This window comes from Aquimarina sp. MMG015 (genome assembly GCF_018100855.1).
Taxonomy (GTDB): Bacteria; Bacteroidota; Bacteroidia; order Flavobacteriales; family Flavobacteriaceae; genus Aquimarina; species Aquimarina latercula.
The window spans coordinates 58756-73818 of sequence record NZ_JAGJEB010000018.1; the positions used below are offsets into that span (position 1 = coordinate 58756).

General features: G+C 31.7%; 14 protein-coding genes. 7 read left to right on the forward strand and 7 right to left on the reverse strand.

The genetic code is table 11. The features are described from left to right. Nucleotides 1-9: 9 nt before the first annotated feature. From J8L88_RS22525 to J8L88_RS22540, 4 genes are all read left to right on the forward strand, one after another. Complete coding sequence (locus J8L88_RS22525; protein ID WP_211061934.1) at nt 10-1767, forward strand: ABC transporter ATP-binding protein; 1758 nt, start codon at nt 10-12, stop codon at nt 1765-1767. Between the two features lie 78 nt (nt 1768-1845). Further along, nucleotides 1846-2241, forward strand: coding sequence for a PUR family DNA/RNA-binding protein (locus J8L88_RS22530; RefSeq protein WP_027392294.1), 396 nt, complete (start codon nt 1846-1848; stop codon nt 2239-2241). Between the two features lie 105 nt (nt 2242-2346). Continuing rightward, on the forward strand, nt 2347-4860 hold the full coding sequence (locus J8L88_RS22535; RefSeq protein WP_211061935.1) for a M14 family metallopeptidase: 2514 nt from the start codon (nt 2347-2349) through the stop codon (nt 4858-4860). Nucleotides 4861-4964: 104 nt separating this feature from the next. Continuing rightward, nucleotides 4965-5594, forward strand: a complete 630-nt coding sequence (locus J8L88_RS22540; RefSeq protein ID WP_211061945.1) for an alpha/beta hydrolase — start codon at nt 4965-4967, stop codon at nt 5592-5594. Nucleotides 5595-5638: 44 nt separating this feature from the next. Here J8L88_RS22540 and J8L88_RS22545 read toward each other — a convergent pair whose 3' ends face one another. Further along, nucleotides 5639-6523 (reverse strand): alpha/beta fold hydrolase, encoded by an 885-nt coding sequence (locus J8L88_RS22545; RefSeq protein ID WP_211061936.1) that lies wholly within the window; start codon nt 6521-6523, stop codon nt 5639-5641. Beyond that, nucleotides 6510-6974: a DUF962 domain-containing protein gene (locus J8L88_RS22550; RefSeq protein WP_118389687.1), complete on the reverse strand. Its 465-nt coding sequence runs from the start codon at nt 6972-6974 to the stop codon at nt 6510-6512. The genes J8L88_RS22545 and J8L88_RS22550 overlap by 14 nt, the downstream gene beginning before the upstream one ends. A 90-nt stretch (nt 6975-7064) precedes the next feature. On the opposite strand from J8L88_RS22550, the gene J8L88_RS22555 reads away from it, so the two are divergent. Next, nucleotides 7065-7622 (forward strand): thioredoxin family protein, encoded by a 558-nt coding sequence (locus tag J8L88_RS22555; RefSeq protein WP_211061937.1) that lies wholly within the window; start codon nt 7065-7067, stop codon nt 7620-7622. A gap of 14 nt (nt 7623-7636) precedes the next feature. Here J8L88_RS22555 and J8L88_RS22560 read toward each other — a convergent pair whose 3' ends face one another. From J8L88_RS22560 to J8L88_RS22580, 5 genes are all read right to left on the reverse strand, one after another. After that, entirely contained in the window at nt 7637-8158 is a 522-nt protein-coding gene (locus tag J8L88_RS22560; protein ID WP_211061938.1) for a YfiT family bacillithiol transferase, read from the reverse strand. A gap of 8 nt (nt 8159-8166) precedes the next feature. Continuing rightward, nucleotides 8167-8967, reverse strand: a complete 801-nt coding sequence (locus J8L88_RS22565) for a hypothetical protein (RefSeq protein ID WP_211061939.1) — start codon at nt 8965-8967, stop codon at nt 8167-8169. A gap of 255 nt (nt 8968-9222) precedes the next feature. Further along, a complete protein-coding gene (locus J8L88_RS22570) occupies nt 9223-10155 on the reverse strand; it encodes a peptidylprolyl isomerase (protein ID WP_027392302.1) in 933 nt (310 codons plus the stop codon). 149 nt (nt 10156-10304) lie between these two features. Then, complete coding sequence (locus tag J8L88_RS22575; RefSeq protein WP_211061941.1) at nt 10305-11102, reverse strand: tol-pal system YbgF family protein; 798 nt, start codon at nt 11100-11102, stop codon at nt 10305-10307. Beyond that, complete coding sequence (locus J8L88_RS22580) at nt 11099-11665, reverse strand: RNA polymerase sigma factor (RefSeq protein WP_247666534.1); 567 nt, start codon at nt 11663-11665, stop codon at nt 11099-11101. The genes J8L88_RS22575 and J8L88_RS22580 overlap by 4 nt, the downstream gene beginning before the upstream one ends. A gap of 104 nt (nt 11666-11769) precedes the next feature. On the opposite strand from J8L88_RS22580, the gene J8L88_RS22585 reads away from it, so the two are divergent. Continuing rightward, the gene (locus J8L88_RS22585; protein WP_211061943.1) at nt 11770-12288 is read left to right on the forward strand and encodes a hypothetical protein; all 519 of its coding nucleotides are present in this window, start codon (nt 11770-11772) and stop codon (nt 12286-12288) included. Between the two features lie 7 nt (nt 12289-12295). Then, a partial coding sequence (locus J8L88_RS22590) for a CHAT domain-containing protein (RefSeq protein ID WP_211061944.1) occupies nt 12296-15063 on the forward strand: 2768 nt, incomplete at its 3' end.

Here is a 15063-nt window from a genome sequence, read left to right on the forward strand (position 1 = left end):
CAATACTTTATGCGTGCATTACGCCATCTAAACAAGTACTTCCTAAAATATAAATATCGCCTCCTTATTGGATTAGTAATTACCATAATTGCTAGAATTTTTGCAGTTGCAGTTCCTAAATTCGTTGGTGATTCGGTAGATATAGTAGAACAATACATCAATAATAGCATCACCAATGTAGAGGATGTAAAAACGGGATTAATCACCAATATACTCTTGATTCTTGGATCTGTTTTGATCGCTGCTTTTTTTACTTTTTTAATGCGACAAACTTTTATTGTAGTATCTAGATTTATTGAGTTTGATCTAAAAAATGAAGTCTTCCAACATTACCAAATATTATCACTTAACTTTTATAAAAAAAACAGAACAGGTGATTTAATGAGTCGTATTAGCGAGGATGTATCCAAAGTAAGGATGTATGTGGGTCCCGCAATCATGTATAGTGTTAACACCATTACTTTATTTGTCGTAGTTATTGGTTACATGATTAGTATTGCTCCCCAACTAACTTTATACACAGTTGCACCACTTCCTATTTTATCAATTTCTATATACAAATTAAGTGTTGCCATACATAAAAGAAGTACAATTGTTCAACAATTTTTAGCTAAACTAACCACATTCACACAAGAATCTTTTAGTGGTATTTCGGTCATCAAAGCCTATGGAATAGAATCTCAGACATTATCGAACTTTACAGATTTATCAAACACCAATAAAGAAAAAAATATAGATCTTGTAAAAGTGCAAGCTCTATTTTTTCCGCTAATGGTTTTACTTATTGGTGTTAGTAATATCATGGTAATCTATATTGGAGGAAAACAATATATTGATGGAACCATTCAAGATCTTGGTGTAATAGTAGAGTTTATTATTTTTGTTAACATGCTAACCTGGCCGGTAGCGACCGTGGGTTGGGTAACCTCTATTATACAACAAGCAGAAGCTTCACAAGTAAGGATTAATGAATTCCTAAGTCAAGAACCAGAAATCACAAACAGTGTCACTGAGCAAACACCCATAACAGGAAATATAGCATTTAACAATGTTTCTTTTACCTATGACGACACCAATATTACTGCCTTAAAAAAGGTGAATTTTGAAATTAATTCTGGACAAACCATTGCAATAATTGGAAAAACAGGATCAGGAAAATCAACAATTCTTGATTTACTAGGGAGATTGTATGATGTTTCTGACGGAGAAATTAAAGTTGATGGAAGATCTATTAGAAAACTAAATTTAGTAAATCTTAGAGAATCCATTGGGTACGTGCCGCAAGATGCTTTCTTATTTAGTGACTCTATAAGAAATAATATAAAATTTGGTAAAACTGATGCCACTGAAATTGAGGTAATTCAGGCTGCCAAAAATTCTGCTGTCCACAAAAACATTGAAGGATTTAGTAAAGGATATGATACCGTGTTAGGAGAACGAGGAATTACTTTATCAGGTGGACAAAAACAACGTGTTTCGATTGCCAGAGCAATTATCAAGGATCCGTCCATCCTTCTTTTTGATGATTGTTTATCTGCAGTTGATACCGAAACAGAAGAAGAAATACTCAATAATCTCAATAGAATTTCCAAAAATAAGACCACTTTTATAGTAAGTCACCGAGTTTCTACTGCTAGGAACGCGGATAAAATCATTGTTTTAGACGAAGGCGAAATCATCCAACAAGGCACTCATAATCAACTATTAGACGTTGATGGATATTACAAAGAGCTATATTTAAAACAGCTAAGCGAAAAAGAAATTTGATATTTTGTTGTACGATTAACAATTTTTTTAGATTTTTGATTCCATCGTAACAGACTAATTAATTAAGAAATAAGGATTATGAGCGATAATGAAATGTTGGAGAAAGAGGAAATTTTCTCAAAAGTTTTAAGAGCAGGAAGAAGAACATATTTCTTTGATGTAAGATCAACAAAAGCTGGAGATTACTATCTTACTATTACAGAAAGTAAAAAATTCACTAATGATGATGGATCTTTTCACTACAAAAAGCATAAAATCTACTTATACAAAGAAGACTTTGTTGGTTTCAGTGAAATACTAAGTGAAATGACTGATTTCATAGTTAATGAAAAAGGTGAAGAAGTGATCAGTGAAAGACATCAAAAAGATTATCAAAAATCTTACGAACAAAATACAGAAGTATCTGCAACAGCAAATGAAGAAGTTACAGCTTCTACAGAAAGTTTTACAGATGTAAGCTTCGACGACATATAAGGCATAATAACTTATGTTAAACTTATGCAAACCGCTTCAGTCTCTGAAGCGGTTTTTTTTATTTTCGAAAACTATTAAACGCTACAATCGCTCAAACAAACTAAAATGAAGCACTTCTTTACTATCATCTTATCACTATTATTCTTTTCTTCTTTTGCTCAAGAAAACCTTTCGTTAGAATATTATTTACCAAAAGGAGTTTCCTATAATCCTGAAATACCAACACCGCAAAGTGTTTTAGGTTTCGTTCCAGGAAAATGGCACGTTACTCACGATAAATTAGTAGAATACATGAAAGTTTTGGCGAAAGCTTCTCCGCGTATTACCATAGAAGATAGAGGAAAAACATATGAAGATCGGCCTATCATCTTACTAACTATTACTTCAGAAAAAAATCATCAGAATTTAGAACAAATACGAAATCAACATATTCAATTAACCCAAAATAGCAAAACCGCTAACGACATTGCATCCATGCCAGCAGTGGTATACCAAGGTTTTTCTATACATGGTAATGAGCCAAGTGGCTCAAACGCAAGTTTAATTGCTGCTTATTATTTAGCCGCTGGACAAGGAAATCAAGTTGATGAGTTATTAGAGAATGTTGTAATTTTATTTGACCCATCGCTTAACCCTGATGGTTTACAGCGTTTTGCTTATTGGGCAAATACTAATAAAAGTAAAAACATAAGCACAGATCCACAAGACAGAGAATACAGTGAAGTATGGCCTGGAGGTAGAACAAATCATTACTGGTTTGATATGAACCGTGATTGGTTACCAGTACAATTACCAGAATCAAGAGCTAGAATTGAGACTTTTCATAAATGGTATCCCAACGTTCTCACAGATCATCACGAAATGGGCTCTAATAGTAGTTTTTTCTTTCAACCTGGAATACAATCTAGAACACACCCATTAACACCTAAATTAAATCAGGAGCTTACCAAAAAAATTGCTAACTATCACGCAGAAGCTTTTAATAAAATAGGGTCATTATATTTTACAGAAGAAAATTTTGATGATTTTTATTATGGAAAAGGATCTACATTCCCTGATATTAATGGAGGAATTGGTATTTTATTTGAACAAGGAAGCTCTCGAGGACATGCGCAGGAAACAGACAACGGAATATTGACATTCCCTTTCACGGTAAGAAATCAATTTACTGCTACACTCTCTACATTAGAAGCAGCAAAATCCATGCGCACAGAATTACTTAGATATCAAAACAACTTTTATAATAATGCTAGAAAAGAAGCGCAAACAGGATCTTACATTTTTGGAAATGAAAAAGATGCGGCTTCTACCTATCACCTTGCAGAAATCTTAAAACGTCATAAGGTTCAGTTTTATGATTTAAAAAATGATATCACTGCAAACGGTAAAAAATTTAAAAAAGGATATAGCTATGTAGTTCCTAAAAATCAAAAACAAAGCCGTTTAATCAAGGCTATGTTTGAAAAAAGAACAAAATTTCAAGACAGTTTATTTTATGATGTATCTGCTTGGACATTCCCATTAGCCTTTAATTTAGATTATACTGAAAAAACAACTACCTCTGACCTAGGAGCAGAAATTACTAAGTTGGACTATAAAAAACCTAAAAGCATTAATAAAAGCAACTATGCATACCTTATGGAATGGCACGAGTATTATACGCCTGCCGTATTATATAAAATTTTAAATAGCGGATTGAGGGCTAAAGTAGGCATGAAACCTTTTTCTATTGAAAATAAAAACTATGACTACGGAACAATTATGATTCCTATTCAGAATCAAAGATTAAACTCACAGGAAATTCATGCATTTTTACAAAATCTTGCTTCAGAAAATCATGTAAATATTACAGGTGTATCTACTGGTTTAACAACAGGAATTGATCTAGGAAGTAATCAATTTAGAGCATTATCATTGCCAAAAATCGCATTGTTAACAGGAAGCGGAATCACACCATATGATGCTGGAGAAATCTGGCATTTAATGGATCAACGTTACAACATTCCTATCACCAAACTAAATACTGAATACCTAGAAAGAAGAAACTTATCTAGATACACTCATATTATTTTACCAAACAGCTGGAATCAAACAATGGGTAAAAATGTTATTGACAAGATTAAATCTTGGATCAGAAACGGAGGAACACTAATCGGATATAGAAACGCAGCTCAATTCTTTAAAAACAATGAGCTTATGAAAATCGAATTTTCTAAACCAGAAAACGATGCTAAAAACATTTCGTTTGAGCAAAGAAGAGATTTCTTTGGAGCTCAGGTAATTGGAGGGGCGATTTTCCAAGCTAAAACCGATAGGTCCCATCCAATAAATTTTGGTTATAAAAATGATAAAATATCTCTTTTTAGAAACACAACCTTATTTATCAAAGCTAATAAACAGAGTTACGACAACCCTATTCAATATACAAAATCACCACTGCTAAGCGGATATATCAGCAAAAAGAATTTGGACTCATTGGCTAACACGGTGCCATTTAGACATCAAAGTTTAGGAAGAGGAAACACTATTTTATTTACTGACAATACTAATTTTAGAGCTTTTTGGTATGGTACTAATAAATTATTAATGAATGCTATTTTCTTTAGCGATGAGATGTAATTAAAGGGCTATTCATCTTAAGTAACTGTTAGGAAAAAGAATATCAATAAAATATTTTTATAGAAATGTAATCTAGTAAACCCATGAATACTTATCTAGCACGTATGGTTATTTTTTTATGGGTATTGTCCTTATCCTCTTGTAAAAGTAGGAGTAACCAAAATGACCGATACATTTTCTTTATCCACAATAGATTTCTAGAAACCCATGAATTACATGAAGTTCACCCAGAATTTGGAAGAACAGAATATCAAGAAATCATTTCGGAATTTAAGAAAAGTGGCTTCAGGGTTATTAGCGAAAAAAGGAATAGCAATGTCAATGCTAATACGTATGCAAATAAGATTGTAAATCAAATAGATAGTTTATTAGCAAACAATATTAACCCTGAAAAAATAACTATTGTAGGCACTTCTAAAGGTGGCTACATCGCTCAATATGTATCCACTATAGCGAATAATCCTGACCTCAATTTTGTGTTCATAGCAAGTTTTAGGGATCGTGATATTATAGAAATTCCTGAAATTAATTATTGTGGAAATATTTTGAATATTTATGAAAAAACAGATCCATTTGGAGTCTCTGCCATAGCTAGACAAAAAGAATCTACCTGTAGTATTATCCATTTTAAAGAAATAGAACTTACTACCGGAATGGGCCATGGATTTCTTTTCAAACCATTAAAAGAATGGATAGAACCTACCATACAATGGGCTTCGGGGAAATATGAATAAATTACAATCCGTATTTATTCGAAGATATTTTCATAAACGAAGAATTAAGAAATAATGATTTTTCTAAACTCTTCATAATGATGTAATACTTCATTTGGAGCTTCTGTTTGTGGATAATGACCAATAGCATCTAATAACACAACATCAGCATTTGGCACTATTTCTTTATAGAATTCTGCCATATGCTTACCCGAAATAGGATCAACAGCGCCATCAATTAATCGTTTAGGCATATCGGTATATTGTATCGCTTCTCTCCAGCGAATTTTATAAGTATCTCTTTCTTTTAGGTATTTTATCAACTTAGGTATTACATTCTTACCAGAATTATAAGCTATTGTTTCCCAAAAATCATCTATCTCTTGTTCACTAGGTTGTGTATCGCTTCCAAATATTTTTTTGAAGTTTTTAGCCAATGTATTTCTACCCATAAAATGTTTAAGAATAGCACCAAAAGGAGTGAGTAACATTTTTTGAGTTAATGTAGGAAAATTAGTTTCTGGAAACATTCCTCCATTAAGAAAACAAACGGATTTAATATCAAATTCATATGCTGGGTTCTCTTTTAATCTAGCTAACATTTCCTGAACCACAGTATCTCCATAATCATGCGCCAGTATATGAAAAGAAACAATTCCTTTTTGTTTTAAAAAGGCTTCCCATATATCAACCTGGGACGCAATTGTATACTTAAAATCACTTGGTTTATCCGAAAAACCATACCCCAACATATCAATTGCATATACGCTATACTTTTCTGCAAGTGTGCCCCATATTTTACTCCAATCCCAAGAAGATGTTGGAAATCCATGCACAAGAATCAAAGGCTCCCCTACCCCTTCTTCTTTATAAAATATTTGATAGTTTTTATATGTGTAATACGATCCTGAATCTTTCCAATTCTGTAATTGCATATTATTTTTTCCCAAACATTTTTTGGATTACCCAAGCAGGTCCAATCAACAAAAATTGTAAATCTTGCGCAGCAGAAGGTTTTTTACCTTCTAAATGATGACCATAAAATTGTCCGATCCAAGCAACGACAAAAATAATAAGAGACACCATCCATAATGGTGCATATTGACTGATGTAGTAATTAGCAATTATACAAAAAGCAACAAAAACTAATATTTGTAACGCCATTTTTACGGATAACCTAACGTAAAAAAGCAAAATAAGTAAAGCAACGACAAACGCCCAATTTTCTATAAATGGGTTTTCTCCAGGTATTATAGAAGCTAAAAAACCACTAGGAATACTCATAATTAAACCTACAACAGAAAAAAATATAGCTGGTACACATATAAAATGAATTGCAATATTTGTTTTGTTTTGATGGCTCACGGCATATTCCTGAAACCAAGTCTCTAAAGTTTTCATAATTTTATTTTTTGGAATGTAACTAAGATAACAATTTTTATACTTATAAAGTATAATATTGTAATTTCGAAAATATAAAAATTAAACATTATGGCTCGTACTCCATCAAACATGCTACCATTAGGTACTGTTGCTCCAGATTTCACTTTAGTAGATGCTGTTACTAATAATAAAGTTTCCCTGAATGACATAAAAGGAGAAAAAGGTACTATAGTTATGTTTATATGCAATCATTGCCCTTTTGTTATTCACGTAAATGAAGAAATTTCTAGAGTAGCTAATGACTACAGGGCACAAGGATTTGGTTTTGTCGCTATTAGCAGTAACGATATCGAAAATTATCCCCAAGATGCTCCAAAACACATGTGGAAAACCGCTCAGAAAAACAATTATACATTTCCTTATTTGTTTGATGAAACACAGGAAGTAGCTAAAGCCTATGATGCAGCGTGTACTCCGGATTTTTATCTTTTTGATGGAGAATTAAAACTTATTTACAGAGGGCAGTTAGATGATTCGAGACCTGGAAACGGGATTCCTGTAAATGGTAGAGACCTTCGTCAAGCATTGGATGCGGTACTTAGAAACGCTACAGTTTCCGAAATCCAAAAACCAAGTATAGGGTGCAATATTAAATGGAAACAATAATAAGATAAAAGAGATTACTTAAAAGTACCCGCTACAATCTGTAAATGTGCTAAATGATGGTTTCCGTGCCAAGCGTATATTCCAATATCTTCTGCTAAAGAAATTGCAACATCACCTTCGGGATGAATAAATACTTTTTCTAAATCTTCATCAGATAAACCTTTTAAGAAATACACCCATTTAGCATGCAACGCTTTTATTAAGTCTAAAGAGAGGTGAATTGGTGCTGATTTAGTATCAAACAATTCTGCCCATCTATCTTCATAATATGCTTTAATTACCGGTTGTTCTTCGGTGAGCGCCCATTTAAAACGAATATAACCATTATGATGACTATCATGGATATGATGAATAACCTGTCTTGCAGTCCACCCATCAGGTCGGTATGCAGTTTCTAACTGGGCTTCAGAAAAACCAGAAACTAATTTTTCTATTTTTTTGGGTAGCTCCTCTATATCTTTTATCCAAGTAGTAATTTGTTCTTTAGTAATAGTATTAGGGCTTTTAAACTTTCCTATTGGATATTGAAGATTCATAATATAATTTATTCTATTTTTTTATAAAGGATTAAACTCGAAGATGCATCCTGCAGATCTTTAACTACAAGTTCAAATTCATTTAAAGATTCTATTTTATATTTATAAATATATTTATCTTTCGGAGAAGAACAATGCATCACGTCATCTTTAATCTTTACTTTCAATCTTTTTAGAAATTTCCCATCTCGAAAATTGAATCGTATGGTTTCTTCAAAAATCATATGCTCATCAGGAAATTGAACATTTACCCATTTTCCCTGTAGCGCTTCATAAGTCCCTCTATTTTTAAACTTATTATCTAACAAAGATTTCATTCTTAAACTATAAGAAACAAAAGTTTCTTCAGGTTCTATGTTAGTTACCGCTTGACCAGAAACTATTTTATAAATTTCATTCCCTTTATCAAAATAATGTTTTGATTCAAATTTTGTAAATGCGTTGGAGTAATCCATTACAACAAAGCCATCGCTATTTTTTGTTTCCATATACTGGCGTTGCTTATAATTCACATGAATCAATTGATCATTCCAAAAATAAAATACCGTAATTACCATTGCATTAGGCATCCCAATATTTCTTATAATTTTCTTTAGACGTTCGTGCTCATAATATCCATTGAGCTCTGCTCCATGATCCGCAATCTGATCTAAGAACTCCTCAGGATCCAAAGAAAACACATCGGATTCGATATAACTATCAATGATTTCTATTTGATCTTTAATAGCAGTCATTGTAGCTTCATTATCTTGAGTAAAGGAAAAATTTACACAAAAAAATGTTAAAAACACTATTAGCTTCCACTTCATAACCATCAAAAATGGGGTTTTTGTATTGGTTTATTATCTTATAACTAGGGGTGTAAATATCTGCATTATAGACGTAAAAGTTTACTTTTTTCTATAAAACTTCTCTATTTTAATAGATAAATTAACATTTAAAGAGGGAGGACAAGTGTTAATTATGCGTTAAAGTGGTTTTTTTATGTAGGGTTGAGCATTAAAAAAAACAAAAAACCTCTGAAAATATATTCCAGAGGTTTTAAAATTATTTTAAAAAGAGTTTTACTTTACTCCTACCAATTCTACATCAAAAACTAGTGTAGCATTTGGGGGAATTACTCCTCCAGCTCCGTGCGCTCCATATCCTAAAGATGGCGGAATTACAAAACGTGCCTTATCACCTATTTGTAATAAAGCGATACCTTCATCCCATCCAGGAATAACCTGCCCCATTCCTAATGGGAAATCAATTGGTTGGTTACGCTTGTATGAAGAATCAAACACAGTACCGTCTGTTAAACTTCCTTTATAATGTACAGAAACAGTTTTTCCTTTTTCTGCTTGAGCACCATCACCTTTTTGGATGATTTTATATCGTAATCCACTATCCGTTTTATCAAAACCAGCAGCTAATTCTTCTAATAATTGTTCAGAAGCTTTTTTTGCAGCAGCTTCTCTTTCTGCTTTAGCTCCATTAAACTGTCTAAAAGTCTCTACAGCATTAAAGTTCTCAGCATCAGCTCCTACCCTTACTATCTCTAAAGAATCAATTGTATCACCTTGCGCAACAGCATTTACGATATCCTGTCCTTCTACTACTTTACCAAAAACAGTATGCTTACCATCTAACCAAGCAGTCTCTACGTGAGTGATAAAAAACTGACTTCCATTAGTTCCAGGTCCGGCATTAGCCATAGATAATACTCCTGGTCCATCATGTTTTAAATCTGGATGAATTTCATCATCAAATTGATATCCTGGTCCACCTGCTCCTGAACCTTGTGGATCTCCACCCTGAATCATAAAATCAGGAATTACTCTGTGAAATTTTAATCCATTGTAGTAAGGTTTTCCTTGAGGAACTGCTTTGTTCTCCATATTACCTTCTGCTAAACCTACAAAATTCCCAACTGTACCTGGAGTCTTTTGATACTCTAGATTTACTAAAATGCTTCCCTTCGAGGTATTAAATTTTGCGTATAATCCGTCTTGCATAACTGCGTATTTTAAGCTTGTTAAATTTTAAGCTGCAAAGATAGGTAATTGCTTAATGTTTAACACATAAAACGAATGATTGTTTGTCTCTTTACAATCATCGAATCTACAAAACAATACTGACGAAAACTTCTAAGCGAGTCGTATATTTAATCAATCTCTGTTAAAAGCTCCTTAGCTTCTTGATACTTATATGCATTACTATCAGAAACAATGGTTTGTAAAACCACTATCAATTCTTTTTTATCCTTCTGTTTTAAATAAACCAAAGCTTTATACCAATTGGCTTTTTTAGCCTGTAGTGTGTTAGAATCTCCCAAAAGTTGAAACTGTGATAAAGCTTCATCAAACTTATTAAGCTCTACATATGAGATCCCATTGTAAATATAACTTAAAGGATCAATAGATTTCTCTTTTTGATGATAGGTGGTAAATAACTCTGTAGCTTTTTGATATTTTTGTTCTTCGAATAATAACTGGGCGTCTTCAAGCATCTTATTTGTATCCCCTCCCCTAGTTACCAATGATGGTATTTCATCTAAATGTATATACGAAGCATATAACTCGTCATAATTGGTTTCTTTAAAAACAAATAATGAAACGGTGATCAAAACGGCAATAGATGCAGCTATTCCAATAAACCAAAAAGTCTTTGATTGAGAATTTGATCGATTTTCTGAAATCACCTCGTTAATCGTTGATTTTAATGTTGCTGCTTCATCACTTTGATAAAAAGCTTTTAATTGGGTAGCTTCTGTTGTTTTTAATGCATCTTTATTTCCTTCTACCCATTTTTGATCTTCATAAATGGTCTGCATATCTTGCTGCAACTTCAATTCTTCAGAGAGTTCTGTATCGGTAAGCAATCTTGCCTCAAACGCTTGTTTTTCTGATGTTGACATATTACCGCTTAGATAATCATCAATTTCTATCGGGTAATCTTTCATAATTCTTTGATTTGGTTATATCTCGAATCTTTTTTAATCAATTTAGTCAATTGCGACTTACAATTAAAAATACGTTGCCTCACTACATTATCTGTATTATATCCTAGTTTTTCTACAATATCTTTATACGGTACTTTCTGAAAAAACAACTGTAATAATTGTTTACAGTTATCTGATAGTTCCGCTAGTTTTTCCTGAAACAGCTCCCACTTTTCTTGTTCTAAAGTTAACATCGTCATATCTTCTGCTTCTTTAACACGTTCCATAACCTCATCATTTGTTACTATACGTTTTTGTTTATTTAACTCTCTACGCCACAAATTTCTACAAACTGTATAAAAATAAGCATTAAAATTACTCTCAATTACAAATGCTTTTACCTTATATCTAGCAATTAATTGCATCAAAGCTTTCTGAAAAACATCTTCTGCATCCGTAGCATTGCCATTATTATTAAGTACAAAACTTCTTACTTTGGGAAACTCTTTTGTATACAAATCTTGTATGATCTGTTTTTCTCCAGAAACAAGTAGTTTTAGCTGATCCATTTCAGTTATCTTCATTAAGATATCTTTAACTATTTAATTTTTTTTTACTTTCGCGTGGTAACATTTGTTAGGTTAGGGAAACATACTAATAAATAATGAAAACAAAAAACGATTTAAAAATGAAAAAAATCACGTTACTATTGGTAGCTGCAGTTTTTGCGATTGGAATACAAAGCTGCTCAACAGAAGAAGTTAATGATACATCAGAAGATTTACTGTTAGAAAACGTAGAACTACAATCTAAAAATGAGGAATCAAATAAAAATCAACAACAAAAGCAAATTAGCTACGAATCTAAATCTTGTGATAACTGTGTAAATGTTATCTTTCCAATTGGAACAACTCAATCACAAAAAAATTATTTTAGGAATTTAATGAAAGAAATTATTTTTGAAACTATTACCATAGATTATTCAAATAGTTGTGGAATTAAAGAAACCTGGATCGTTAGCGTAAGGGATGGGCAGACATTAAATGATTTAACCTCAGGAAGGAACCATAAATTTTCCGGTGATGAAACACTTGTTATATCTGCTAAAAAAGAAGATGCTGATGACCCTGGAAATCCTAACAATGCTAAATATACTGCCCGTTGGACTTCTAAAGTAATAAATTGCAATCACTTTATTTTCAATTAAAAAGTAAATGTTTAAAAAATATTTTAAAATATCTACAAAAAAAGTAAAGGCATTTTCATGCCTTTACTTTTTTTGTATAATCACCTATACTTACCAAATTAAGGCACAACAAATATCCCCAACATTAGATTCTATTCATCAACTAGAAATTATTGATAAAGAAAAAACAGTCTTATACAATGAACTATTAGATATACATAAAAAAGAAAAAAACTATACACAATTAGGATCTGATGCTCACCAAATTGCCAAATGGCTACATAAAAGAAAAGATAAAAAAAAAGAAGCCATAGCTATGGTGCAAAAAGCTGTAAACGCTAGAATAAAAGCTATACCTTTTAACGCAGAACTCCTAAGAAGAAGTTACTACAACCTTGCCAATTATAACAAACGAGAGAAAAATTACTATACTGCTATTCCTTTATTTAAAAAAATGCTTGCGGTAAAAGGGTCTAGTTTTCTAAATGACAGAGCCTATATGCGAATTGGGGAATCATATCAAAGCATTGGCGATCCATATAAAGCAATAGAATATCAACTTAAAGCATTTTCCTATTTAGAAGATAAGATAAATTATAAAATAATGAATCATATCAATATAGCAGTTACTTATAAATCATTCAGAAATGAACACGCATCGAGAAAAGCAATTAAACATTTAGAAGATGCGGATTCCTTAGCCCATTCTTTAAAGGTAATTGACCCTGATGACCTATATCTTATTTACAACAATCTTGGAGGTGTTTATTTTGAAAGTTTAAAAGACACAACACAAGGGGAATTATATCTAAAAAAAGCACTTAAGATAGCCCAAGAGATGAATGCTTCAGATTACATTTCTAAAACTGCCTATAATCTTGGATTATTAAAAATAGAAAAAGACAAGAAAGCTGCGAAAACATATTTTAACTTATCATTTGAATATGCCAATAACAATATCGATATTTCCAAATCGATATACATTGGTTTAGGGCTTATAGAAAACAAAAACAAAAATCACACAGAAGCCACCTCACTTTATTACAAATCCTTATCTGATTTTTTTAATATTAACATTACACCAGAAAACATTATAAAAACTCTAAACAAAAGAGAGTTACATAATGCTAATGAAAAAATGCTCCTATTAAATATTCTTAAAAAAATAATTGATAATTATATTGATCAAGGCATCGAAGAAAATGACAAAAAACATCACAAAGAAGCCATAGAAATTGTAGAACTAGCTGACCAATTGATAGACCTAATATTATATGAAAACATTTCTTATAATTCTAAATTATTATGGAGAGATTTAGCTTCAGAAATTTATATTTCGGGAATGAATGCCTGCAATCTATCTAATAATATTGATTATGCATTTTATTTGTCTGAAAAAAACAAAGCTTTATTACTACTTAAAGAAATAATAAAAAGCAAAAATAATATTCCTCACAAAATACTAGAAAGAGAATTAAGTTTAAAAGAAAACATAAGGCAATTACAAGAAGCGTATAAGAATAGAACTTTGGATAACGATTCTATAGTGAATGCAATATCTAAAGCAAGAAATAAGTTATTAATTTTCAAAGACTCTGTATCCATAAAACACCCTACTTATACTTCAAATAAAAAACTTAAAACAATTGCTCTTTCTGATGTTAATTTAGAAAATGATGAAATCATCATTCAATATTTAATCGCAGAACAAGTAGCAGGATTAACGCCGAATACATATGGATTATTTATATCTAACAAAGATAAAAAGGTATTTAAAATACCGAACACAAAAGAATTATTCGACAATATCGCTACTTTAAGAAAGTATCTTGATAGTCCTTTTAAGACAACTAATGATATCCAATCTTATAGAAAAATTGCATATCAACTTTATATAGCTCTCATTCCGAAAGATATTAGAATAAAATTACATAATAAAAAAGTTACTATAATAGCAGATCACAAATTAAGCTTAATACCATTTGAAGCTCTAGTAACTGACCAAAACTCCGGAAAGTATTTTATCGAGGATTCCGAAATTAATTATGTCTATTCTTTATCATTTCAAAAAGAAAATAATTCTATTATAAGAAACTCTACTCAAGATTTCTTGGGTATTGCTCCTTTAAATTATGAACAAGGACTTACTTCACTAAGTAAAAGTAAAGATGAATTAAAAGCTGCAAGTAGTTACTATAGTGGCTCTATATTATTAGGAGAAAAAGCAACAGTAGAAAATTTTAATAAACAAATACATGACTTTAAAATAATACATCTTGCTACTCATGCGGATGCTTCTGATTCTATTAATCCTTGGATTGCATTTCGTAATAGAAATTTAACTCATGTAGAACTTGACACGTTAAAAAGTAATGCTGAATTAATTATACTTAGTGCTTGTAATACATCCGTGGGTAAAATTAATCAGGGAGAAGGAGTTATGAGCCTTGCCAGAGGGTTTTTTAAATCTGGAGCCAATACTGTCATTCCATCCCTATGGAGTACCAATGATAAAGCGACTGCTACCATTACTTCTGATTTTTACAAAAACCTGAGCGAAGGACACACCAAATCAGCAGCATTACGTACCGCAAAACTTAATTATCTTAAAAACAATACCGATGCAGAAGCCTCTCCTCATTATTGGGCTTCTTTGGTTTTGATTGGTGATAGCGGAACGTTGTTGCCCACTATTAATTACACCAATTATATTATCTTAGGTATCGTGACATTACTTTTAGTTGTATTAGGAGTTTTTATTTACAAAAGAAAGAGTAAGCAACGTAAAAGTCACAT

Excerpts from the sequence above, each read along its gene's own strand:
- J8L88_RS22525 (WP_211061934.1), top strand. The coding sequence starts at position 10 with ATGCGTGCATTACGCCATCTAAACAAGTACTTCCTAAAATATAAATAT.
- J8L88_RS22530 (WP_027392294.1), top strand. The coding sequence starts at position 1,846 with ATGAGCGATAATGAAATGTTGGAGAAAGAGGAAATTTTCTCAAAAGTT.
- J8L88_RS22535 (WP_211061935.1), top strand. The coding sequence starts at position 2,347 with ATGAAGCACTTCTTTACTATCATCTTATCACTATTATTCTTTTCTTCT.
- J8L88_RS22540 (WP_211061945.1), top strand. The coding sequence starts at position 4,965 with ATGGTTATTTTTTTATGGGTATTGTCCTTATCCTCTTGTAAAAGTAGG.
- J8L88_RS22550 (WP_118389687.1), bottom strand. The coding sequence starts at position 6,974 with ATGAAAACTTTAGAGACTTGGTTTCAGGAATATGCCGTGAGCCATCAA.
- J8L88_RS22555 (WP_211061937.1), top strand. The coding sequence starts at position 7,065 with ATGGCTCGTACTCCATCAAACATGCTACCATTAGGTACTGTTGCTCCA.
- J8L88_RS22560 (WP_211061938.1), bottom strand. The coding sequence starts at position 8,158 with ATGAATCTTCAATATCCAATAGGAAAGTTTAAAAGCCCTAATACTATT.
- J8L88_RS22565 (WP_211061939.1), bottom strand. The coding sequence starts at position 8,967 with ATGAAGTGGAAGCTAATAGTGTTTTTAACATTTTTTTGTGTAAATTTT.
- J8L88_RS22570 (WP_027392302.1), bottom strand. The coding sequence starts at position 10,155 with ATGCAAGACGGATTATACGCAAAATTTAATACCTCGAAGGGAAGCATT.
- J8L88_RS22575 (WP_211061941.1), bottom strand. The coding sequence starts at position 11,102 with ATGAAAGATTACCCGATAGAAATTGATGATTATCTAAGCGGTAATATG.
- J8L88_RS22580 (WP_247666534.1), bottom strand. The coding sequence starts at position 11,665 with ATGAAGATAACTGAAATGGATCAGCTAAAACTACTTGTTTCTGGAGAA.
- J8L88_RS22585 (WP_211061943.1), top strand. The coding sequence starts at position 11,770 with ATGAAAAAAATCACGTTACTATTGGTAGCTGCAGTTTTTGCGATTGGA.